We start from the raw sequence: 21,766 nt of genomic DNA on the forward strand, positions 1-21,766 counted from the left end.
CACCGCCCAGTCGGCAGCGGCAGGTCCTCAGAATCCCATGCGCAGTCCCACGGTCAGCAAGCCCCCCTTGGCAGCTCGCGACAGCTTGCCGAAGTGGTCGTAATCGGCGGTGATGGCCAGGTTGCGCGAGATCGCGTACTCCGCCCCGGCCCCCAGCATCAGGCCGCGCTCGCGGCCGATGGGGTTGGCCGAGGCCGACAGCACATTCGTGCCAGCCACACGGCCCTGGGCGATGCCGGCCCGGGCATTGAGTGCGAAGGAATCGTTCAGCGGAATCCGGCCCGTGGCTGCCGCGTAGAACACCTGGCCCGAGCCCTTTTGCTCGACCTCCACGCCGTTCTGGCGCACGCGCTCGCTGAACTTGCCCAGCCGCGCATAGCCCGCCTCCAGGCCGAAATTCTCGTTGAAGCGCCAGCCGCCATAGAACTTCATGCCCAGGTCAGTGGTGTCCTTCTTCACCAGGGCGGCGCCCGGGCTGGCCAGGCTGTAGCGGGACATGCCCAGCGCACCGCCGACGTACGGGCCGGAGTGGGGTGCCGGCTCGGCGGCGTGGGCGGCTCCCAGGGCCAGGGCGATCAGCAAAGGGGCAAACAGTGTTTTCTGCATGGTCAGTTTTCCAGATGTCATAGGTGGTTGTTGAACAAGTTGGCTGGCGGCACTTCCCGCACCGTGGCGGGCCGCTGCAATTCAGCACCCTTGCAGTGTTCCTGGCGCAACTGAACGCGGGCTTGGATTGGATGAAGGAATGCTGAAGAAGTGGCTGTCCGCCTCGGGGATACTTCGCCGGCACGCGCACGACACTTTGGAGAAAAACAGCCATGAAACTGCTGCTGGTGGAAGACGACCTGGACCTGGGCAACGGGGTGCGCATCGCGCTGGCCGACCACCATGCCGATGTGGTGTGGGTGCGCCGTCTCGACGATGCCATGCATGCACTGGACAGCAGCCTGTTCGACATGGTGATCCTGGACCTGGGGCTGCCGGACGGCAACGGACTGGACCTGCTGCTGCGCCAGCGGCGCAATCGCCAGCGCCTGCCGGTGCTGATCCTCAGCGCACGCGACAGCCTGAGCGACCGCCTGCAGGGCCTGGACCACGGGGCAGACGACTACCTGGTCAAGCCCTTTGCGCTGGCCGAGCTGCTGTCGCGGGTGCGCGCACTCGCCCGCCGCAGCTTTGGCCTGGACGAGGACACCCTGCAATTGCGCGGCCTGGCCCTGCACGAACCCACCCGGCGCGCCCACCTCGATGGCCGGTCCATCGAGGTGTCGCGCTGCGAATTCGACCTGCTGGCGCTGCTGCTCAGGCGGGTGGACAGGGTGGTCACCCGCCGCATGCTGGAGGAACAGGTCCTGCCCGGAGGCCTGGACAACGGCAGCAACGCACTGGAGGTGCATGTCTCCAACCTGCGCCGCAAGATCGGCCCGGGCTTCATACGCACCGTGCGCGGTATCGGCTATGTGGTGGATGCGCAGCGGCTGCCCGATGCGGGCGCAGGCCTGTGATGCGCAGGCTGCGCGTGCGCCTGCGCCGTTTTGTGCAGCCCTCGCTGGGCCGGCGCCTGCTGCTGGCACAGATGGTGGTGCTGATCGCCCTGTGGACCGTGCTGCTCGTGGCGCTGCTGTGGAGCGCCCAGCGTGACAACGAACTCCTGACAAGCAAACCCATCTACCAGTTGGCGCTGTCGATCACGGACCACCTTGCCCACGCGCCAGACCAGCAACTCAAGAGCCTCAAGGCTTTCAACGACGCATTGCGTTCGGAGTATGGCGACGGGGAAGAAGACGGCAAGTTCGCCCCGGCGCTGTTCGTGTGGCAGGGGGGGCAGCCCCTCTACCGCTCCTCCCCCGATCTGCCGGATGTGCGCAACAGGGACCTGGACGTGGTGGAAAACGTGGAGGTCGATGGGCATGTCTGGCGCATGCGTACCAGCCGCTCGCCCTCCACGGGCGCGGAGGTGGCCATTGCGATCCCCGACCTCCCCCGGCTGTTCATCACCTTCAATTCGCGCGGCTACTACCTGCTGCCGCTGCTCGTCAGCCTGCCGTTCCTGGCCTTTCCAGCCTGGTGGTCGGTTCGGGTGGCGCTTCGTCCCTGGCGGCGTGCCAGCGAGGAAATCGCCACCCGGGGGCCCCACGACCTGACCCCGCTCACCTTCCAGCCGCGCCACGCAGAACTCAAGCCCTTTCTGCGCAGCATCAATACCCTGCTTGCGCGCGTGCAGAGCAGCGCAGCGCGCGAACGCAGCCTGATCGCCGACGCAGCCCACGAACTGCGCACCCCGCTGGCGGCCATGCGCGTCAACGTGGAGGCCCTGTACCAGCAGTCCAGCGACCTGCGCCAGCGCGATCTCATGGAAAGCCTTCTGCGCAGCAACCAGCGCGCCACCCGCATGGTCCAGCAGTTGCTGCAGCTGATGCGCGCAGACGCCACCGCCGATGCCAGCGCGCCGCAACCGCTGCGTCTGGACACCCTGGTGCAAGACCGGCTGGCAGAACTCGACGGGATCGCCGCAGCCGCAGGCGTGGAACTGGAGCTCGCAGCGGCCCCGGCCCTGACGGTGTGCGCGGAGCGCGAAGGCCTGATCTCCATGGTCGACAACCTGGTGGACAACGCCATCAAATACAGCCCGCGGGGAAGCACCGTGTCCGTGCGGCTGCAGGACGCAGGCTCCGAAGCATTGCTGGGCATTTGCGACAGTGGCCCCGGCATCCCCGCCCAATGGCGTGACCGGGTGTTCGACCGGTTCTTCCGCGTGCCCGACCAGGCACAAAGCGGCAGCGGCCTGGGGCTTGCCATCGTGCAGAACGTGGTGGCCCGGCATGCAGGCCGCGTCAGCCTGCACGATGGCCCGGGTGGCGGGCTCCAGGTGCTCGTCGCCCTGCCCCTGGTGGCCGGCAAGCACCCGGCGGATTGATCCGCCAGGCGCCAGCGCGGCATCACTCGGTGATCACACTGCGCGACACAGCGGGCTGCGCACCGATCTGCGCGCGCGTGAAAGGCAGGTCCACCCATTCGCGGCGCGCAAAGCGTTCCGTCTGGTCGGCAAACCAGGCGGAGTCCGGGTTGGTCGACTGGGAGTAGGCCAGCAGTGCCCTGGCGCGCGGCCCCTCGGCCGTGAAGCCCACCGATTGCAGATAGCTCGCGCCAAACATGGTCTCCCGCGGGCCCTTGCCGGTAATGTCCAGGCTGTACATCATGTTGTACACGCCCAGATCTTCGCCTCCCCCCGGCACGGGAATGCGCCGCCCGCCCCGCGTCACGCCCTGGATGTCGCCCCAGCGCTGGCCTGGCGCCCAGCCGCTTGCGGCCACGTTGCGCACGGCAGCCTCCATGGCGGCACGGACCTGGGCCGCCACGGCGGGTTGCTCCACACGCAGGCCGCGCGGAGTATTCACCGGGTCGGAGGGATCGAACGCCACACGCCAGACATCCGGCATTCCGCGCAGGAACGACTGCGCAAAATCTTCCAGGTAGCCGTAGCCAATGCCGGCATCGACGCCGGCCGTCCGGTCCCAGGCCCTGAGCGCCGAGCAGGCCTGCAGCAGTTCGGCCGTGGCTGCAGGCAGCAACGCAGCGCTGCCGCCCGGGCACAGCGAGAGCATGTCGTCCAGCACCAGCTCGGCCAGGTAGACACGGTTGTCAAGAACCATGCTATCCACCTGGCCCTGCGACACGCGTCGCGTGGGCAGGCCATTGCGCGGCTGCAGGGATGCCTGCAACCAGGCCAGACCCTGGCGCGTGCGCAAACCCTGCTGCGTGCCGGCCACGCTCAACAGCGGAGAAAATCCCGTGAGCGGGGCCACGGGGTTGGCAAGCCACGCGCTGTCGTTGGAGTTCTGCACATAGTCGCGGCGCTCCAGCAGCGGCAGGGCGCGGCCTGCAAAGATGCCGGCCTGCGGCGCTGCGGGGTCGCTCGCCCACTGGCAGCGCGCCGTGTCGCCGCGCAGCACGTGGGCAGGCAGGTCCTGCAAGGCATCGGCATGGTCGGGCCGGCAGTCCACCAGCAACTGTTCAGAGACGTTCGGGGTGGGCGTTGCGCTCATGAACAGTGTGCGCCCGGCAGCATCTGCTGCCAGCGTGTTGTTCCACGGATTGCCCACGGTGCGCAGCACCGCCTCCTTCATGTCGTCGAGCGATCGCGCCAGGTTCATGGCCAGCGCCTGATCGGCCATGCGGTGGTTGTCCGCATTGGAATCGCGCACGGTGTAGGCGTGCCGTCTGTCCCAGGGCAGCTGCGGGTGGACCATGACCATGCCAAATTCGGTCGTGTAGTAGGTGTGTTCACGCGTCGCCATGCGCCCATCGGACCCGCGAACCTCCACCCGCAGGGCCTTGCGCTGCATCGGCTTGCTGCGCCCATCCACCAGGTAGCGTGTGGGGTCCGCAGGGTCCAGCTGCAACTGGTGGAAGATCACCCGAGCAGCCGTGTTGGTGGTATGCGTCCAGGCGAAATCACGGGTGAAGCCTATGCCCACCACCGGCAGGCCCGGCAGGCTGGCGCCCATCACATCCATGCGGCCGGGGATGGTCAGGTGCAATTGGTACATGCGCAGCACCCCCGTCCAGGGGATGTGCGGGTTGCCCAGCAACAGGCCGCGCCCGTTGTCGGTGGCATCGCTGCCCAGTGCGATGCCGTTGCTGCCCGTGGCGGGCTTTCGCAACAGCGACTGCAGCGAGGCCGCGCCGGACGCCTGCGGCGCGGCCTGCACCGCCTTGCCACCGCCCCCAGGGGGCAAGGCCTGGGCCAGAAAGGGCGCCATGTCGGAAAGGCCGTTCATCGCGCCATAGTCGCGCATCAGGCGCACCAGGTCGGTGTCGTCCGCCGGGCGTGCCCAGGCCTGGCCCTTGCAGTCCGCTGGCAAGCCGGCGGCCCCGGTGTCGCGCAGGTAGCGGTTGTAGCCCGCAGCGAAACCCTTGAACATCGCCCGGGCCGGTTCACTGTAGGCGCTCCAGGCCGCACGCACGCTGGCCTCGTCGTTGAGGTGCTGGTAGAACAGGTCGGACACCACGTTGACGGGCTGCACTCCCTGCCCTGGCGTTGGCGGGTCCCCCTCGCCAAAGTAGCGCGAGCGTTCACCCCGCACGGTGACGAAGTGCTCGGCCAGCAGGCAGAAGTTGTCCTGCGCATAGGCGTACCCCACGCCGTAGCCGATGCCCTTCTCGTCATCGGCCTCGATGTGCGGTATGCCATGGGCGGTACGGCGGATCTCCGCCTTGTAGCCGCCGCCGGACACCGGGCCTGCCTGCCCGCCGCCGCCACAGGCCGCCAGCGCCGCCGCGGTGCCGGCACACATCCCCCACCACCAGGCCTGCCGATGCAGGCGGGTTCGGGAAGCCAAGGGATGCGAAAGCGAGGTGCGCAAAGAGTGAGAATTCATGGAGTGCCTGGTTGGAAACAGCCGCAGCCCCTTGCTGCGGCACCACCAGCACGATAGGAATCCAGGCTTGGCGCCAGGTGAAGCCTTGCTGAAGGAAGGCTGAACGCCCCTGCACGGGCGCGGGCTCAGGCGGGCGCGGTGTAGCGCTTGAGAAAGCGCCGCTCATCGGGTGCATACCCCTGCGCTGCATAGAAAGCATGGGCCGCAGGCCGGTGATCGCCGCTGGTCACTTCGGCGCGCACGCAGCCCTGTCCGGTGAAGAAGCGGTCGGCTGCGGCGACCAGTGCCTCCCCTACCCCGCGGCCCCGGTGCCCGGCATCGACCACCAGCGAGGTGATGCGGCCGATGCGGCCTTCGGCGTGGAAAAGCTCCATCACGTGCAGGCTGATGACGCCGGCCACACAGCCATCGACCTCGGCCAGCAGCACGCTGTCACAGGCATTCGCGACCAGGATCGCGAGCTTGCGGACGATCAGCGCCTCATTGGCCTCGTAGCCCAATTGCCCCATCAAACCAGCGATGGCCGGCGCGTCGGCCGCCACCGCCGTGCGGATGTGCGGCGACGGCGGTTGCGGCTCAGGCATCGGCGGCGTCTTCATGCCGCCCCACCGTGCGCTGGCGCACCAATTGCAGCAACTCCCGCACCGTGGCGCGGGCGGCACCCCGGTGCTGGCGCGCAAAGCGGGCCGCGCGCTCGCTGGCAGCCGCCTGTTGCGCGGGGTCGCGCGCCAGTTGCATGGCCTGCGCCACCCCGGCCTTGAGGTCGGGCACGCGCTGCGCCGCCCCGGCGGCGCAAGCCAGCTCGGCCGCCTCCGCAAAATTGAAGGTGTGCGGGCCCAGCACCACCGGGCAGCCACAGGCGGCGGCCTCAATGAGGTTCTGTCCGCCCAGCGGGGCAAAGCTGCCGCCCAGCAACGCCACGTCGGCCATGCCGTAGTACAGGGCCATTTCGCCCAGCGAGTCGCCCAGCCACACGTCCGCCGGTTCGGGCTGCAGGCTCCAGGTGCTGCGGCGCGATACCGTGAGGCCGGCACTCTGGAGCAGTTGCTGCACTTCATCGAAGCGCTGCGGATGCCGGGGCACGACCAGCCATTGCACGGGCTGCGCCGCATCTGCGCGCGAGGTGATCCAGGCGCGCACCGCGTCCAGCCACAGCGCCTCTTCGCCTTCGCGGCTGCTGGCCAGCATGGCCACCGGGCGCAGTGCCTGTACACGCCAGGCGCGCCCCAGCTCCAGCTGCGCCGCATCGGGCACCACGTCGAACTTGAGGTTGCCAAACACCCCATGCACCTGCGCGCCGATGGCATGCAGGCGCTCGGCGTCGTCCTCGGTCTGGGCGTACACGGCGGTCAGCGCGGCATAGGCCGGGCGCGCCAGGGGAGACACGCGCCGGGCCTTGCGCAGCGAGTGTTCGTTGAAACGGGCGTTGGCCAGCACCAGCGGCACCCCGCGCTGCCGGCAGGCAGCCACCAGGTTGGGCCAGACCTCGGTCTCCATCAGGATGCCGATGGCCGGGCGGAACTGGCGCAAAAAGCGCAGCACGGCGCCCTGGGTGTCCCAGGGCTGCCACACCTGCACGTCGCCCGCCTGCAACAGCTTTTCCCCCTCGGCACGGCCGGTGGCGGTGCCATGGGTGAGCAGCAGGCGCATGCCGGGCAACTGTGCGCGCAACTCGGCCAGCAAGATGGCGGCCGCGCGCGTCTCGCCCAGCGACACGGCATGGATCCAGACGAACTGGCCCAGCGGATCGGTGCTGCTGTGCAGCACCAGGCTGTCGATGGGCTGCGGGTAGCGGCCAAAGCGCTCGCCCACCGCGACCGCATAGCCGGGCTCGGCCGCGGCACGGCGGCGCAGCTTGCGGCGCAGCAACGGCTGGGCGGCCCAGGTCACCATGGAATACAGGGCGCGCGCGGTGGTCATTCGGGGCCTCATTGCGCGACGACGTCGACCACGCGGCCCTGCCATGCCAGACCCTGGCGGGAGGCGATGACCAGGCATGCCCCCGCACCCGGTGCCGCCACGACGGCCTCGCCCCCGGGAGCCCAGAAGGCGCTGCGGCCAGCGCAGGTGTAGCCCCCGGTGGGCGCGCCATGGTTGGCCATGAGCACGGCCAGGCCCAGGTCGGCCGCGTAGCCCTGCAACTGGCTGGAATCCCTGGCATACCCGCCCTCGGAGATCACCGAACCGCAGGCATACAGGGCCGCCCCGCCATCCCGTGCCGCCCGAGCGTGTTCGGGGTGCGTGGTGTCGGCACACACGGCCAGCGCCGTGGGCTGGCCCGCGAGCGTGCGCAGGTGGACATCTTCGCTGCCCGCACTGGCAAACTGCTCTTCGCCAGGATGCAGGTAGCGCTTGCGGTACAGGGCAGCGCTGCCATCGGCCCCGAACACCCAGGCTCCGATGGCCGGCCTGTCCCCCGCCACCACCGGGGCCACGGGTGCGCCCACCACCAGCGCCATGCCGGTGGTACGGGCGGCGTCGCGCAGGGGCGCGAGCACGGCGTCCTGCGCATCCAGCACCAGGCCGGCCACCAGCGTGGGCTCATAGCCGGTGAGCGACAGCTCGGGAAACACCAGCAGCTGCACACCATGGCGGGCTGCTTCGTGCACCATGGACAGGTGCCCCTGCACATTGGCCCGTATTTCACCGGGAGCGGAAATCGACTGCGCTGCGGCGATGCACAGCAAGGAAGGCATGGGGGTGGTCAAGGAGAACGCGTTCGAAAAAATGGGATCGGGCCTGGAAATCAGTGGGCAGCCGCGCCCAGCTTCGCGTCGGGCTTGACCCGGTGCAGCAGTGCCAGCATGGCCGCTTCGATGCGTGCCAGCGCCGCCTCGGTATGCCCCTCGAAGCGCAGCACCAGCACCGGCGTGGTGTTGCTCGCGCGGATCAGGCCAAAGCCGTCCGGCCAGTCCACGCGCAGGCCGTCGATGGTATTGACCTCGGCTGGCGCGCTGAAGCTGCCGGCCGCCAGGGCCTGCAGCTCGGCCGTGAGGCGGTGCGGCTCGCCCTCGGCGCAGGCCACGTTGAGCTCGGGGGTCGAAAAGCTCGTGGGCAGTGCGTTGAGCACGGCGCTCGGGTCGGCATGGCGGCTCAGTATCTCGAGCAGGCGGCAGCCGGCGTAGGTGCCGTCGTCAAAGCCGTACCAGCGCTCCTTGAAGAAGATGTGGCCGCTCATCTCGCCGCCCAGGGGCGAGTCGAGCTCCTTCATGCGCGCCTTGATCAGCGAGTGGCCCGTCTTGAACATCACCGGCACGCCGCCCGCGGCGGCAATCGCCGGCGCCAGACGCTGGGTACATTTCACGTCGAACAGGATGTTGCCACCGGGCACGCGCGACAGCACGTCCTGAGCGAACAGCATCATCTGCCGGTCGGGGAAGATGTTGACGCCGTCGCGTGTGACGATGCCCAGGCGGTCGCCATCACCGTCGAAGGCCAGGCCCAGCTCGGCGTCGCTGCCCTGCAGCGCGGCGATCAGGTCGCGCAGGTTTTCGGGCTTGCTCGGGTCGGGATGGTGGTTGGGGAAATTGCCGTCCACCTCGGAAAACAGCTCGATCACCTCGCAGCCCAGGGCGCGGAAGATGTCCGGGGCCGTGGCGCCGGCAATGCCATTGCCGCAGTCGACCACGATCTTGAGCGGGCGGGCGAGCTTCACGTCACCGGTGATGCGCTCGCGGTAGGCAGGCAGCACGTCCACATGGCGCACACTGCCACCGGCCGCGAGCTGCCAGCTTTCCTGCTCCATGGTGCGGCGCAGGGACTGGATCTCCTCGCCATAGATGGCGCGGCCATTGAGCACCATCTTGAAGCCGTTGTAGTCGCGCGGGTTGTGGCTGCCCGTGACCTGGATGCCGCTGTTGCACAGCGTGCTGGCGGCAAAGTACAACAGAGGGGTGGTGACCATGCCCACGTCGATCACCTCGATGCCCGCCTCCACCAGCCCCTGGATCAGTGCGGCCGACATGGCCGGGCCGGAGAGGCGGCCATCGCGGCCCACGGCCACGGCCGTCTGGCCTTCGGCACGGGCTGCGGTGCCAAAGGCACGGCCCAGGCCCAGGGCGACTTCTTCGTTCAGGGTTGCCGGCACGATGCCGCGGATGTCATAGGCTTTGAAAATGGCGGGCGTGGGTTGCACGTGGGGGGCCTTTGCTGTGAGCGTTGGAACGGTGCGCTGGATTGTAGGGGGCGCCCCCTGCTGCGCCGGGGATGCCCCTCAACGGTAGACCAGGGCGCTCCGAGGCACATGTCCGAAAACGGCCAGACTGCCTGTAGGCGGGGCCTATCATTCCCCCATGCCCCAGCCACCCAGCCCCCTCGCCCCGCCATTGCCCGCCGCTCCAGCGGGGGATGACGAGGGCCGCTACCTGGCCCTGCAGACCCGCGATGCCCGCTTCGACGGCCGCTTCTTCACGGGGGTGACGTCCACCGGCATCTACTGCCGCCCTGTGTGCTCGGTGCGCACGCCGCGGCGCGAGAACTGCCGCTTCTTTACCATGGCGGCGCAGGCCGAAAGCGCGGGTTTTCGGCCCTGCCTGCGCTGCCGGCCCGAGATGGCGCCCCAGTCCCTGGCCTGGTCGGTGCAGGACGCCTCGGGCATCCTGGTGCAGCAGGCCGTGCGCCTGCTCGACGCCCCCGAGGGCTGGGCCCGAGACAGCCAGGGGGCGACCGTCGCCCGGCTGGCCGAGCGCCTGGGCGTGAGCGACCGGCACCTGCGCCGCATTTTCGAGGCAGCGCTGGGCGTCTCGCCGCTGCAGTACCTGCAGACGCGGCGCCTGCTCACCGCCAAGCAGTTGCTGACCGACACGCCCCTGCCCATCACCCAGGTGGCACTGTCCAGCGGCTTTGGCAGCGTGCGCCGCTTCAATGCAGCATTTGCCGAGCACTATGGGCTCAACCCGGGCCAGTTGCGCAAGAACGGCAGCCCGCAGGGCGCCACCTGCACCGGCACGCTGCGCCTGGCCTATCGCCCGCCGCTGGACGTGGCGGCCTTGCTGGCCTTCTTCGAGCGGCGCCGCTTCCTCGGGGTGGAATGGGTGCAGCAGGAGGGCGATGGCGCCCCTGCCCTGCGGCGCACGGTGCGCCTGCCCCCTGCCGTGACCGGAGGGATGGAGGTCACCGGCTGGCTCAGCGCACGCTTCGATACCGCGCGCCACCAAGTGCTGCTGCAGACCAGCGACAGCCTGTACCCGGTGCTGCCCGTGGTGATCGCCCGGGTGCGCGCCATGCTGGACCTGGATGCCGAGCCTGGTGCCATCAATGCGGTGCTGCACGCGCGCTTTCCCGAAGGCGACGGTCTGCGCGTGCCTGGCGCCTTCGATGGCTTCGAGCTGGCCGTGCGCGCTGTGCTCGGCCAGCAGATCACGGTGGCCGCCGCCCGCACGCTGGGCCAGCGGCTGGTGGAGCGGCTGGGCGAGCCCATCGCAACACCGTGGCCTGAACTGAGCCGGCTGTTCCCGCCCCCCTCCGTGCTGGCCCGTGTCGAAGGCGAGGTGCTCGGTCAGATGGGCATCGTGCGCCAGCGCCAGGCGGCCATCGTGGCACTGGCGCAGGCGGTGGACAGCGGGGCCCTGTCTCTTCACGCCGGTGCCGACGTGGCCAGCACCACGGCGGCGCTGTGCGCCCTGCCCGGCATCGGAGACTGGACGGCCCAGTACATCGCCATGCGCGTGCTGCGCTGGCCCGATGCCTTTCCGGCGGGCGACGTGGCACTGCACAAGGCCCTGGGCGTGCAGGGCCAGAAGAACCCGGCCCGCGCCGCCACCGAGGCGTCCAACGCCTGGCGCCCCTGGCGCAGCTACGCCGTGCTGCGCGCCTGGGCAGAACTGCCCCTGCCCGGCGCTGCCGCGCAAAAACCACTTTGAATCGGCCCTTCCCATGCAATTCCATCCCGCCACGGTGCAATCGCGCACCCCTTCTCCCCTCGGCACCGTGCGCCTGGCGGCCTCTCCCCAGGGCCTGGTCGGCCTGTGGTTCGACGGCCAGCGGCACCAGCCCACGCCTTTTCTCGACGGCCCCGGCGCCTGGCCCGAAGCACCCTGCCATGCCCTGATGCAAGAGGCCGCCGCCCAACTGCAGCAGTTCCTGCGCGGCGAGCGCCGGGGCTTCGACCTGCCGCTGGACCTGTCGGGCGGTACGCCGTTCCAGCAGGAGGTGTGGCGCGCCCTGCTGGCCATTGCCTGCGGCGCCACCACTACCTATGGCACCCTGAGCCAGGGCCTGGGCCGCCCCCGCGCGGTACGGGCCGTGGGCGCCGCGGTCGGGCGCAATCCCGTGAGCGTGATCGTGCCCTGCCACCGGGTACTGGGCGCCGATGGCAGCCTGACCGGCTATGCCGGCGGACTGGACCGCAAGGGTGCCCTGCTGGCCATCGAGGGTGCGCGCCCGCTGGCGGCATCAGCGATCAAGGATTGAAACCCGTCTCCGCCCGGATCGGCGAGTGCGTGCTGCTGGCCTCGCTCTGACTCGACTCCATCCTGAATGCCACGGCGCCCCTGTTTGGTGCGCTGCTTGCCTGGCTGCGGCTGGGGGACCGCATGGGCCGCCGGCGCCGGGTCAGGCTGGCGCTGGGATTCCTGGGGCGTGCCATCGTCACCGGCACGCTGTTGTCAACCGGGCTTCTCAGGACGCGCCGTGCCGCCGAGGAGGCACCGGAACGGCCCTAAACTCAATGCATGGTCTTTGTTGCGTCGGTTTCCTGCACGCCTTCACATGCCACGGGATTGCCGTGCAGGCATGACGCCGCCCGCAGGGTAGCGGGCACCAGCCTGCGGGTACACAGACCGGGCCACGGGCACCATGGCACATAACACCCTGCTGGCAGGCAGCCTGCTTTTGCTGATGGCCGTTCTGGCGCTGGCCCTGCTGCCACCCATGGAGGTGCTGACCCCCTCGCGGCGCACCGAATGGCTGGCGGGCGTGGCGGGAGGACTGGTATCGGCCGCCATGCTGGCCATGCTCAATTTCCAGGCACCGGGCCCGGTCATGGTGGTCTACCCGACGGCCACGGCGTTCGTGGCCCTGTGCTTTGGGGCCCGGGCGACCGCCGTTACCGCGGGCCTGGCCCTGCTTGCAGGGATCGGGATCCAAGGCGCCCCCTCCCCCATCGGCGCCTGGGTGCTGGCCGGCGCCTGGGCCGCCGGGGCCTTGTGGCGGCAACTGGCGCTGCGCAGCGGGCGCAGCAGCTGGCGCGAGGTGCTGGGCCTGGCGCTGACACTGCCCGTGGTCAGCGGTGTCGTGCAGACGGTGGCCGGCATCTCCGCACCCGGCCCCTCCTGGGCGGGCTGGTGGGCGAATCTGCCCTGGAACCATGGTGTCGGCATTGCGGTGCTGGGCGCCTGCCGGCTGTTGCTGATCGGCAAGGCCCAGTCGCTCGCGGCCACGCAATCGGCCCTGCACGCACTGGGCCAGCGAGAGCAGCAGCTGCGCATGGCACTCGAATCCCTGGGCGGGGGCCGCTGGGAGTGGGACGTGGATACACGCCAGTTCCGCTGCGAGGGGAGTTTCTACGACCTGTTCGGCATCACCGATGCCGAACGCTCGGCACCGGACCTGTGGCAGCGCTGGTACGAGCTGCGCCACCCGGTGGACAGGGAGCGCAACGCCGCCAAACTGGCCCGCGCCATGGAGGGGCTGGAGGAAAGCTACGAAGCCGAATTCCGCGTGCGCGATACCGCCGGGCGCTGGCGCTGGCTGATGTCGCGCGGCTTGGTAGCGCTGCGCGATGCCAAGGGCAAGCCGCTGCGCCTGATCGGCATGGACGTGGACATCTCCGCGCACCGCGAAGCGCAACAGGCGCTGCGTGACTCGGAGGCCAAATACACCTCCTTCTACCAGACACTGCCTGACGCGGCGGGCATCAGCCGTGTCTCGGATGGTCGCTATATCGACGTGAATCCCGCGTTCTGCGAGCTGCTGGGCGTACCGCATGACCAGGTGCTGGGCCGCACCTCGACCGAGCTCAGGATCTGGGCCACCGACGAGGAGCGCAAGCGCCTGCTGGAGACCTTCCAGCGCCATGGCAAGGTGGACCGGCTGCCCCTGGTGGCGCAGCGGGGCGGCGTGCGCATTCCAGGGTTGATGTCGGCACGGTCCGTGCTTGTGGATGGGGAAGACTGTTTTGTCTTCGTTTTCCACGACATGACCGAAGCCCAACGCACCAGCGACGAGTTGCGCGCACTCAACGGGCTCCTGCAGCAGGCCGGCCGGCTGGCCCGCCTGGGCGCCTGGGAGGACGTGCGCGGCCAGGGACTGGTCTACTGGTCGGACGTGTGCTTCGACATCCACGGCATGCCCCCCGGCTCGCCCCTGCCGAGCGACTACATCGACCGCATGGTGGCACCCGCCTACCGCGAGACGCTGCGCAACCACTTTCGCGCCAGCATTCTCGATCGCGCCGAGTGGAGCCTGGAGCTGGAGGTGCATCACACCGATGGCCGGCTGGTCTGGGTGCGCGCCCGCGGCGAACCCGTTGTCGAAAACGGCCGTGTCACCCGCGTGCGCGGGGTCATGCAGGACATCGACGAGGCCAAGCGCGCCAACGAGCGCCTGCGCCAATCCGAGGAGCGGTTCTCGCGCATCTTCCAGCTCATGCCCTTCCCCATGGGCCTGTCGCGCCGCGCCGACGGCCAGTACCTGGACGTGAACCCGGCCTGGGAGTCCTTGCTCGGCATACCGCGCCAGGAAGCCATCGGCCAGACTGCCGTACAACTGGGCATCTTCACCGCAGAGGACCGGCGGCAGCTGATGCAGGCCTTCGAACAGAAGGGTCCACAGGCCAGCCATGAGGTGACCCTGCATGGCCGGCCCAACACCCGGCTGACCGTGCTGCAGTCCATGCGCGCCATCGATTTCGACGGCGAGCCGTGCTGGCTGTTCTCGGTGCATGACATCACCGACCGCAAGCGGTACGAAGAGCAGATCCGCGAGCGCGAGGAGCTGCTGTCGCTCACCATCTCCGCCGCTTCCCTGGGCCTTTGGGACTGGGACATGGCGCGCGGCACCATCACCGGCGACAGCCGCTGGGCCACCATGCAGGGCAGAACGCCGGGCCCCATCGCGCAGACTTCGGTGCGCTGGACCAGCGCGGTGGCGGCGGACGACATCGACCGCATCACGGCCGAAGTGGCGCGCCACGCGGCACGGCCGGCCACGCCCTTCGATGCCACCTGGAAGGTGCCCGCCCCCCATGAAGGCACGCGCTGGGTGCGCAACCTGGGCAAGATCGTGAGCTTCGACGCCGACGGTCAGCCCCTGCGCATGCTGGGCGTGGCGCTCGACGTGACCCCCCAGCGCGAGCAGGAGGTGCTGCTTCACAAGCTGGCGCACTTCGACGCCCTCACCGGTCTGCCCAACCGCGTGCTGCTGGCGCGCAGGCTGCAGGAGTGCCTGGACCAGGCGCGCGAACGCGGCACCCAGCTCGGGGTCGGCTACCTCGACCTCGACGGCTTCAAGCCCGTGAACGACCGCCTCGGCCATGGCGCGGGCGACCGCCTGCTGGTAATGGTGGCAGGCCGCCTCACGCGCGCCCTGCGCCCCGGCGACAGTGTGGCCCGCCTGGGCGGTGACGAGTTCGTGATGCTGCTGCCCGACTTGGCCGACACCGCCGAGTGCGAGCGGATGCTCTCCCGGGTGATGGAGAACATCTCCGCCCCCTACGCGCTGGACACCGAGCGGGTCGTTGTCACGGCCAGCATCGGCTACACCGTGTTCCCGCTCGACGAAGCCGATGCCGACACCCTGCTGCGCCATGCCGACCAGGCGATGTACGCGGCCAAGCAGGCTGGGCGCAACCGCTTCCACCAGTTCGATGCCGCGCAGGAGCGGGCCCTGGTGGCACAGCGCGAGCAAGGCAAGCACCTGCAGGACGCCATTGCGGGCGCACAGTTCATCCTGCACCTGCAACCCAAGGTGGACATGCGCAGCGGCGCCGTGGTGGGTGCCGAGGCCCTGGCCCGCTGGCAACACCCCGAACGCGGGCTGCTTGCGCCTGGCGCCTTTCTGCCGTTGCTGGAAGGCACCGAGCTCGAGATCGGCTTTGGCCAATGGGTGGTCGGGGCAGCCCTGGACCTTCTGCGGCGTTTGAACGGCCATGGCCTGGCCCTGCCCCTGAGCATCAACATCTCGGCCCTGCACCTGCAGCACCCCGGCTTTGCCGACTGGATGGCCCACATGCTGGCCGAGCGCCCGGACATCGATGCGCGCCAGGTCGAGATCGAGATCACCGAGAGCGCCGCGCTCTACGACATCAGCGCCGTGGCCGCCACGCTGACGCGGCTGCGCGAACTGGGCGTGACCGTGTCGCTTGACGACTTCGGCACCGGCTATTCGTCGCTGACCTACCTGCGCCGCCTGCCCATGGACACGCTCAAGATCGACCAAAGCTTCGTGCACGGCATGATGGGCGACCCCGGCGACCTGGCCATCGTGCAAGGCGTCATCGGCCTGGCCCGCTCCTTCGGCTACCGGGTGATTGCCGAGGGGGTGGAAACCATCGAGCAGGGCCAGATGCTGCAGCAACTGGGCTGCGCCCAGGCCCAGGGCTACTGCATCGCGCGGCCCATGGCCATGGAGCAGTTCGTGGACTGGGCCGCCCAGTGGCAGACGCCGGCGGGATGGCAGCGGCAGCGGCACTAGGAGCGTGCGCGGCAGAAGGCATCGAAGCGAAACGTCCGAAAACCGAGGATCGCTGGGTAGTACCGACAAGCCCAGGGTGGCCCCCTGGGCGCCGGAGGTGATACCCGGCGAGACCGGTTTGTCGGGCGTTGCAGCCGATGCTCCTTCTGCCGCGCACGCTCCTGGGGCCTGCAGCAGATGGCACACTGCAGCCCTTTCGCCATGCCTTGATTGCCATGCCCCTGGAAACCACCCTGCACTACCACCCCGACCTGGTGCGCCACGCCGTCATCTGCTTCTGGCGTCGCTCGACGGGCAGGCGCACGCTGCTGGTCAGCGCGGCGCTGGCTATCTGGTTCGGGGTGCTGGTGGCGCGCGGCGACCGGTCGTGGCAGATCGGCGTGACCGGGGCGGCGGTGGCCATCAGCCTGCTGGTGTGCGTCACCGTCTACGTGGTGCACTACCGCAATGCCATGGGCAAGCTGCGCGACATGGGCGGCACGCCCGAGGCCACGCTGCGGGCGGACCAGGACAGCTTCACGCTCGCCTCGGGCGCGGGCCTGGCCACCCTGCCCTGGTCCAGCGTGAAGGAGATCTGGAAGTTCGAGCGCGTGTGGCTGCTGCTGTTCTCTCCGGCCCAGTTCAGCACCTTGCCCTTGGTCGACCTGTCGCCCGAAATGCGCGACCTCATCGAGGCCAGCGTGCGCCATGCCGGCGGAAAGATCCGCCCGCACTGAGCGGCAGGTCAGGCGGCGCCCTGCCCGACGAGGTCCCGCACCTGCTGCAGCGCGGCCGGGTCTTCCATGGTGGTCAGGTCACCCGGGTCGCGCCGCTCGGCCACGGCCTGCAGGGCGCGGCGCAGCAGCTTGCCGCTGCGCGTCTTGGGCAGCACGGTCACGAAATGCACGCGCGAGGGCCGGGCCACGGCGCCGAGCTGCTGGTCCACGCGCTGCATGACTTCGCCTTCGAGCTTGAGGCGCGCAGCCGGGTCGTCGAGCCCGCTGGCATCGCGCGCCACGGCGAAGGCCATGGCCACCTGGCCCTTGAGCGCGTCGGCCACGCCCACCACGGCCACTTCGGCGATGTTGGGGTGCGAGGCGATGCTCTCCTCGATCTCGCGCGTGCCCAGGCGGTGGCCGGCCACGTTGATGACGTCGTCGGTGCGGCCCAGGATGAAGTGGTAGCCGTCGGCATCGCGGATGCCCCAGTCGAAGGTGCTGTAGATCAGCTTGCCCGGGATGCTCTTCCAGTAGGTGTTGACGAAGCGTTCATCATCGCGCCACACGGTCTGCATGCAGCCCGGCGGCAGCGGCCCTTCGATGGCGACCACGCCCTTCTGGTTGGCACCGGTGAGCTCCTCCCCGGTGGATTCGTCGATCAGCTTCACGGCATAGCCGTACATGGCCTTGCCCGGGCTGCCGAAGCGCGTGGTCTGCTGCTCGATGCCATTGGCCAGCGTGAGGATGGGCCAGCCGGTCTCGGTCTGCCAGTAGTTGTCGATGATGGGCACGCGCAGCGCATCGCTGATCCACTGCGCCGTGGGCTCGTCCAGCGGCTCGCCGGCCAGCCACAGGGCCTTGAGGCTCGACACGTCGTACTTGCGCAACCAGCTCGCGTCCTGCTTCTTGAGCACGCGCACTGCCGTCGGGGCCGAGAACATGTGCGTGACCTGGTACTTCTCGACGATGCTCCACCACACGCCGGCATCAGGGCGGATCGGCAGGCCCTCGTACATGATGGTGGCCATGCCCGCGATCAGCGGGCCATAGACGATGTAGCTGTGGCCCACCACCCAGCCGATGTCGCTGGTGGCAAAGTAGGTGTCGCCGGGTTTCGCATCGAAGATGTGCTGCATGCTGGCCGCCAGCGCCACGGCGTAGCCGCCCGTGTCGCGCTGCACGCCCTTGGGCTTGCCGGTGGTGCCGCTGGTGTACAGGGTGTAGCTGGGGTGGGTGGATTCCACCCACTCACAGGGCACGACCGCATCCAGCTGCTGCGCGCGCAGGGCTGCCCAGTCGTGGTCGCGGCCGGGGTGCAACGTCATCGGCGCCATGCCCCGATTGACCATGAGCACGGCGGCCGGCTTGTGGCGCGACTGGGCAATGGCCTCATCCAGTAAAGGCTTGTAGGGCACGACCTTGCCACCGCGCGAACCGGCGTCGGCGCTGACCACCGCCACGGGCTCGGCATCCTCGATGCGCGAAGCCAGCGAGCCCGAGGCAAAGCCGCCAAACACCACCGAATGCAGCGCTCCGATGCGCGCACAGGCCAGCATGGCAAACGCCGCCTCGGCGATCATGGGCATGTAGATCAGCACCCGGTCACCCTTCTTCACCCCCAACGCCCGCAGCACGGCGGCCATGCGCTGCACCTCGACATGCAGCTCGACGTAACTGTAGCTGCGCTCGCTGTCGGTCTCGGTGGAGATGGCCACCAGCGCGGGCTGGTCGGCGCGTTCGGCCAGGTGCCGGTCCACCGCGTTGTGGCACAGGTTGGTGGTGCCGCCCACATACCAGCGCGCAAACGGCGGGTTGCTGTAGTCGCAGATCTGCTGGGGCGGGGTCTGCCAGTCGATGAGGGTGGCCTGCTCGGCCCAGAAGGCATCAGGCTGCTCGAGGGATTGGCGGTAGAAATCTGCGTAGCGTGTCATGCGGTGTCTCCAGCATCTCGTCTGCGCTCCTGGGTTGGAGTGCATTTCTGAATTCATAATTATTCATGACGGGCTTGCTGCAAGCTGACGCACAGACCCGCCGAGCTTCAGGGCGTCTGCCCCTCCACGCGCTCGCGCACCCGCTTGCTCGGGTCCTGGAGCAGCAGGCGCAAGATGTCGGACCGCTGGGGCCCGGTCAGATCCTCCACATGGCAAGCCACCCGAAAGCGTACCGTCGCGCTGCGGTGCGCGGCCAGCTCGGTCCACAGCTCCTGGGTGGCGGGATAGCCGGTCCCCAGCTTGCGCAGCCAGCTGCCGGCAGACTCCCAAGTTCCCGACCGGCCCTCGACCATGGCCGTGCGCAGGCAACCCAGCACCACCGCCTCGGAGCCATGCCCTTCCAGCAGGTCATGGACCGTTTCGATCACCGCCACCAGCAGGGCTGCTTTTTCCGGGGACCCGACGAAGCGCACTGCATGCTGGACCTCATGGGCGCGGCCAAAGGTGAACACGGTGTGTCCGCCAGCGCCTCGCCTACTTGATCAGCGCCAGCACGTCCTTGAAATCAGGGTGCTCGCAGCTGCCCAGCCATTCGAAGGCCACCATCTCGGTGGTCACCAGCTCGGCGCCCGCGCCGGCCAGGCGGTCGAAGGCGGCGTCGCGGTTGCGGTCGGTGCGCGAACCGCAGGCATCGGTCACCACCCAGACCTCGAACTCGTCGTCGATCAGGTCCAGGGCGGTCTGCAGCAGGCAGACATGGGCCTCGCAGCCGGCTATCACGATGGTGCTGCGCTCGGGCGCTTGCTGGGCGGGCTTTTGCAGATGCTTGGGCAGGCTGCGGGCATTGCCGCCCTGCTGGGGCTTGGCGGGGGGCGCAGCCACTCACCCAGGCCTTCTTCGGCGGCGCTGAAGTGCATCTTGGCCAGGGTCTTGGCGCACAGCGCGCGCAGCGCCGGGTCATTGGGCCCCAGGCGCGAGGGGTTCTGCTCGGTGCCCCAGACCGGCACCTCCAGCAGCTGCGCGATCTGCGCCAGACGGCGGGCGTTGGCCAGCACGGCGGCGCCTTCGGCAATGGCGGGCATCAGGCGTTCCTGGTAATCCACCAGGACGAGTTGGGATTCGGAGGCGTCGAGCAGCATGGCGTGTACCGGGAATTCAATGGGAATGCCCCATTGTCGCAGCCCCAGGCCCCTGGGCGGAGCTTCAGGGCGCCGGTGCCAGCCGCAGCAGGCGCCCCTGCGGGCTGTCGGTCAGCAGGTAGAGCCAGCCATCGGGCCCCTGGCGCACATCGCGGATGCGCTCGTTGTTGCCCTGCAGCAGTTTTTCCTCGCGCTGCAGCTTGCCGCTGGCCACTTCGAATCGGTGCAGCGTGCCGAACTTGAGCGAGCCCACGAACAGGCTGCCGCGCCAGGCGGCGCCATAGCGGTCGCTGGTCAGGAAAGCCATGCCAGAGGGCGCGATGGAGGGCACCCAGTAATGCAGCGGCTGCTCCATGCCGGCCCTGGCCGTGCCCTCGCCCACTTTGCCGCCGCCGTAGTTCTCGCCGTAGGTGATCACCGGCCAGCCGTAGTTGCGGCCCGGCTGGGGCAGGTTGATCTCGTCGCCGCCCTGGGGGCCATGCTCGTGCATCCACAGCTTGCCATCAGGCGCCAGTGTGGCCCCCTGGGCATTGCGGTGGCCGTAGCTCCAGATCTCGGGCAAGGCCCCGGCCCGCTCGCGAAACGGGTTGTCGGCCGGCGCGGCGCCATCGGCCGTGATGCGCACGATCTTGCCGTGGTGGTTGTCGAGTTTTTGCGCGTCGTCCTTGCGGTGGTAGCGCTCGCCCAGCGCCAGGAACAGATTGCCGTCCCCCGCCTGCACGATGCGGCAGCCAAAGTGCAGGTTGCTGGCCACCTTGGGCTTCTGGCTGAAGAGGACCTTCACCTCCTGCAGCGAGCGGTTGTCAGGCGCCAGGGTGGCCCGCGCCAGCGCGGTGCTGTTGTCCGATGTGCCGGCCGCGCCGGGTTCCGAGTAGCAAAAGAAGATGCGCCGGTTGCGTGCGAAATCGGCGTCGGTCACCACATCGAGCAGCCCGCCCTGCCCTCCAGCGGCAATGCTCGGCAGGCCGGCCAGGGCAGGCCCCAGCTGGCCATTGGCCTCCACCACCCGCATGCGGCCGGGCCGTTCGGTGACCAGGAAACGGCCTTCGGGCAGGAAGGCCACGGCCCAGGGATTCACCAGACCGGTGGCCACTGACGCCAAGGTGACAGCCTTGGCAGCGGGGGCGGCCCCCTGGGCATGGGCGATTCCCATGCCTGTGGATGCTATGGAAAAAAGAGCAAGAAACCCCAGGGCACGCAAAGAAATGCGGCATTTGGATGTCAGATACATGTCGACCTTGGTGGACCCGGGTTCTTCCATGCAACCCATTGGTATAAGCGGATGGCGCAGGCAAGTCCAGCCCCCTTGTGCAGGCATACGTGACTTCCCTCACAAAACGGGCAATTTAGCGTGGTACCCTTCGCCCCCATGTCCAAATGGTTTTGCACCCTCCTCATGGCTTGCGCTGTCAGCGCACAGGCTGCACCATCCACCGGTCAAGCGGATGACATGGAAAAGATCCTGATGGACAAGGGCCTCATGTCCCAGCTCAAGGACATGCAGCACACCGTGGCTGACAAGGCCCACACCGTAGCGGACAAGGCGTCCGACCTGGTGGGCAATGCCATGGGTTTTCTCGGCGTGCGCTACAAGCGCGGCGGCAACAGCGCCGAGACGGGCTTTGACTGCAGTGGCTTCGTGCGCGCGATCTACGAACAGACGGTGGGCCTTTTGCTTCCCCGCCGCGCGGACCAGCAGGCCGCCACCACCACGGTGATCGACAAGAAAGAGCTGCAGCCAGGCGACCTGGTGTTCTTCAACACCATGCGCCGCACGTTCAGCCATGTAGGCATCTATGTGGGTGACAACAAATTCATTCACTCTCCTCGCAGTGGGTCGGAAATCCGGGTCGAAGACATGCGCGTCTCGTACTGGCAGCGCCGCTTCGATGGTGCGCGCCGCGTGACCCCTGCGGCCACGGCGGTCGAGTCCAACGCCCCTGCCGCGAAGTAAATCGCGTCAGCAGCCATGAACAAAGCGCGCT

16 protein-coding genes and 2 pseudogenes are annotated in these 21,766 nt (G+C 68.9%); 8 read left to right on the forward strand and 10 right to left on the reverse strand.

Annotated elements, in window-relative coordinates; genetic code table 11:
- Positions 1-27 precede the first annotated feature (27 nt).
- Positions 28-606 carry an outer membrane beta-barrel protein gene (locus AC0IZS_RS26405; RefSeq protein ID WP_471638391.1) on the reverse strand — a complete coding sequence of 193 codons (579 nt, stop codon included), beginning with the start codon at positions 604-606 and terminating at the stop codon, positions 28-30.
- 212 nt (positions 607-818) lie between these two features.
- Here AC0IZS_RS26405 and AC0IZS_RS26410 point away from each other — a divergent pair, with 212 nt between their 5' ends.
- The gene (locus tag AC0IZS_RS26410) at positions 819-1,505 is read left to right on the forward strand and encodes a response regulator (protein WP_471638392.1); all 687 of its coding nucleotides are present in this window, start codon (positions 819-821) and stop codon (positions 1,503-1,505) included.
- Complete coding sequence (locus AC0IZS_RS26415; RefSeq protein WP_471638393.1) at positions 1,505-2,917, forward strand: ATP-binding protein; 1,413 nt, start codon at positions 1,505-1,507, stop codon at positions 2,915-2,917. The genes AC0IZS_RS26410 and AC0IZS_RS26415 overlap by 1 nt, the downstream gene beginning before the upstream one ends.
- 22 nt (positions 2,918-2,939) lie before the next feature.
- Here AC0IZS_RS26415 and AC0IZS_RS26420 read toward each other — a convergent pair whose 3' ends face one another.
- The 5 genes from AC0IZS_RS26420 to AC0IZS_RS26440 form a co-directional block, all read right to left on the reverse strand.
- Positions 2,940-5,342, reverse strand: a complete 2,403-nt coding sequence (locus AC0IZS_RS26420) for a penicillin acylase family protein (protein ID WP_471638394.1) — start codon at positions 5,340-5,342, stop codon at positions 2,940-2,942.
- Between the two features lie 164 nt (positions 5,343-5,506).
- Positions 5,507-5,965: a GNAT family N-acetyltransferase gene (locus AC0IZS_RS26425; RefSeq protein WP_471638395.1), complete on the reverse strand. Its 459-nt coding sequence runs from the start codon at positions 5,963-5,965 to the stop codon at positions 5,507-5,509.
- The gene (locus AC0IZS_RS26430; protein ID WP_471638396.1) at positions 5,958-7,301 is read right to left on the reverse strand and encodes a 3-deoxy-D-manno-octulosonic acid transferase; all 1,344 of its coding nucleotides are present in this window, start codon (positions 7,299-7,301) and stop codon (positions 5,958-5,960) included. The genes AC0IZS_RS26425 and AC0IZS_RS26430 overlap by 8 nt, the downstream gene beginning before the upstream one ends.
- An 8-nt stretch (positions 7,302-7,309) precedes the next feature.
- A complete protein-coding gene (locus AC0IZS_RS26435; protein ID WP_471638397.1) occupies positions 7,310-8,077 on the reverse strand; it encodes a carbon-nitrogen hydrolase family protein in 768 nt (255 codons plus the stop codon).
- A 50-nt stretch (positions 8,078-8,127) separates the two neighbouring features.
- Complete coding sequence (locus AC0IZS_RS26440; protein WP_471638398.1) at positions 8,128-9,516, reverse strand: phosphomannomutase/phosphoglucomutase; 1,389 nt, start codon at positions 9,514-9,516, stop codon at positions 8,128-8,130.
- A 157-nt stretch (positions 9,517-9,673) separates the two neighbouring features.
- Here AC0IZS_RS26440 and AC0IZS_RS26445 point away from each other — a divergent pair, with 157 nt between their 5' ends.
- From AC0IZS_RS26445 to AC0IZS_RS26465, 5 genes and pseudogenes are all read left to right on the forward strand, one after another.
- Positions 9,674-11,242 carry a DNA-3-methyladenine glycosylase 2 family protein gene (locus AC0IZS_RS26445; protein ID WP_471638399.1) on the forward strand — a complete coding sequence of 523 codons (1,569 nt, stop codon included), beginning with the start codon at positions 9,674-9,676 and terminating at the stop codon, positions 11,240-11,242.
- Between the two features lie 13 nt (positions 11,243-11,255).
- Positions 11,256-11,792 carry a methylated-DNA--[protein]-cysteine S-methyltransferase gene (locus AC0IZS_RS26450; RefSeq protein WP_471638400.1) on the forward strand — a complete coding sequence of 179 codons (537 nt, stop codon included), beginning with the start codon at positions 11,256-11,258 and terminating at the stop codon, positions 11,790-11,792.
- A 50-nt stretch (positions 11,793-11,842) separates the two neighbouring features.
- Positions 11,843-11,971: pseudogene (locus AC0IZS_RS26455) on the forward strand (EamA/RhaT family transporter); the annotation flags it as partial.
- A 205-nt stretch (positions 11,972-12,176) separates the two neighbouring features.
- Positions 12,177-16,013, forward strand: coding sequence for a sensor domain-containing protein (locus tag AC0IZS_RS26460; protein ID WP_471638401.1), 3,837 nt, complete (start codon positions 12,177-12,179; stop codon positions 16,011-16,013).
- Positions 16,014-16,228: 215 nt separating this feature from the next.
- Positions 16,229-16,729, forward strand: a complete 501-nt coding sequence (locus tag AC0IZS_RS26465; protein ID WP_471638402.1) for a YcxB family protein — start codon at positions 16,229-16,231, stop codon at positions 16,727-16,729.
- A gap of 8 nt (positions 16,730-16,737) precedes the next feature.
- Here AC0IZS_RS26465 and AC0IZS_RS26470 read toward each other — a convergent pair whose 3' ends face one another.
- The 4 genes and pseudogenes from AC0IZS_RS26470 to AC0IZS_RS26485 all read right to left on the reverse strand — a co-directional run bounded on the left by AC0IZS_RS26470 (position 16,738) and on the right by AC0IZS_RS26485 (position 20,934).
- The gene (locus AC0IZS_RS26470; RefSeq protein WP_471638403.1) at positions 16,738-18,687 is read right to left on the reverse strand and encodes a propionate--CoA ligase; all 1,950 of its coding nucleotides are present in this window, start codon (positions 18,685-18,687) and stop codon (positions 16,738-16,740) included.
- 62 nt (positions 18,688-18,749) lie between these two features.
- Positions 18,750-19,154 (reverse strand): hypothetical protein, encoded by a 405-nt coding sequence (locus tag AC0IZS_RS26475; RefSeq protein ID WP_471638404.1) that lies wholly within the window; start codon positions 19,152-19,154, stop codon positions 18,750-18,752.
- 22 nt (positions 19,155-19,176) lie between these two features.
- Positions 19,177-19,781: pseudogene (locus tag AC0IZS_RS26480) on the reverse strand (isochorismatase family protein).
- Between the two features lie 64 nt (positions 19,782-19,845).
- Positions 19,846-20,934 carry a PQQ-dependent sugar dehydrogenase gene (locus AC0IZS_RS26485; protein WP_471638405.1) on the reverse strand — a complete coding sequence of 363 codons (1,089 nt, stop codon included), beginning with the start codon at positions 20,932-20,934 and terminating at the stop codon, positions 19,846-19,848.
- Positions 20,935-21,150: 216 nt separating this feature from the next.
- On the opposite strand from AC0IZS_RS26485, the gene AC0IZS_RS26490 reads away from it, so the two are divergent.
- Positions 21,151-21,735 carry a C40 family peptidase gene (locus AC0IZS_RS26490; protein ID WP_471638406.1) on the forward strand — a complete coding sequence of 195 codons (585 nt, stop codon included), beginning with the start codon at positions 21,151-21,153 and terminating at the stop codon, positions 21,733-21,735.
- Positions 21,736-21,766: the final 31 nt, after the last annotated feature.

It is taken from the genome of Acidovorax sp. AC410 (assembly GCF_979253235.1).

Coding starts and splice junctions, on each gene's coding strand:
- AC0IZS_RS26405 (WP_471638391.1), bottom strand. CDS start 606: ATGCAGAAAACACTGTTTGCCCCTTTGCTGATCGCCCTGGCCCTGGGA.
- AC0IZS_RS26410 (WP_471638392.1), top strand. CDS start 819: ATGAAACTGCTGCTGGTGGAAGACGACCTGGACCTGGGCAACGGGGTG.
- AC0IZS_RS26415 (WP_471638393.1), top strand. CDS start 1,505: ATGCGCAGGCTGCGCGTGCGCCTGCGCCGTTTTGTGCAGCCCTCGCTG.
- AC0IZS_RS26425 (WP_471638395.1), bottom strand. CDS start 5,965: ATGCCTGAGCCGCAACCGCCGTCGCCGCACATCCGCACGGCGGTGGCG.
- AC0IZS_RS26430 (WP_471638396.1), bottom strand. CDS start 7,301: ATGACCACCGCGCGCGCCCTGTATTCCATGGTGACCTGGGCCGCCCAG.
- AC0IZS_RS26435 (WP_471638397.1), bottom strand. CDS start 8,077: ATGCCTTCCTTGCTGTGCATCGCCGCAGCGCAGTCGATTTCCGCTCCC.
- AC0IZS_RS26445 (WP_471638399.1), top strand. CDS start 9,674: ATGCCCCAGCCACCCAGCCCCCTCGCCCCGCCATTGCCCGCCGCTCCA.
- AC0IZS_RS26450 (WP_471638400.1), top strand. CDS start 11,256: ATGCAATTCCATCCCGCCACGGTGCAATCGCGCACCCCTTCTCCCCTC.
- AC0IZS_RS26460 (WP_471638401.1), top strand. CDS start 12,177: ATGGCACATAACACCCTGCTGGCAGGCAGCCTGCTTTTGCTGATGGCC.
- AC0IZS_RS26465 (WP_471638402.1), top strand. CDS start 16,229: ATGCCCCTGGAAACCACCCTGCACTACCACCCCGACCTGGTGCGCCAC.
- AC0IZS_RS26470 (WP_471638403.1), bottom strand. CDS start 18,687: ATGCACTCCAACCCAGGAGCGCAGACGAGATGCTGGAGACACCGCATG.
- AC0IZS_RS26485 (WP_471638405.1), bottom strand. CDS start 20,934: ATGGGAATCGCCCATGCCCAGGGGGCCGCCCCCGCTGCCAAGGCTGTC.
- AC0IZS_RS26490 (WP_471638406.1), top strand. CDS start 21,151: ATGTCCAAATGGTTTTGCACCCTCCTCATGGCTTGCGCTGTCAGCGCA.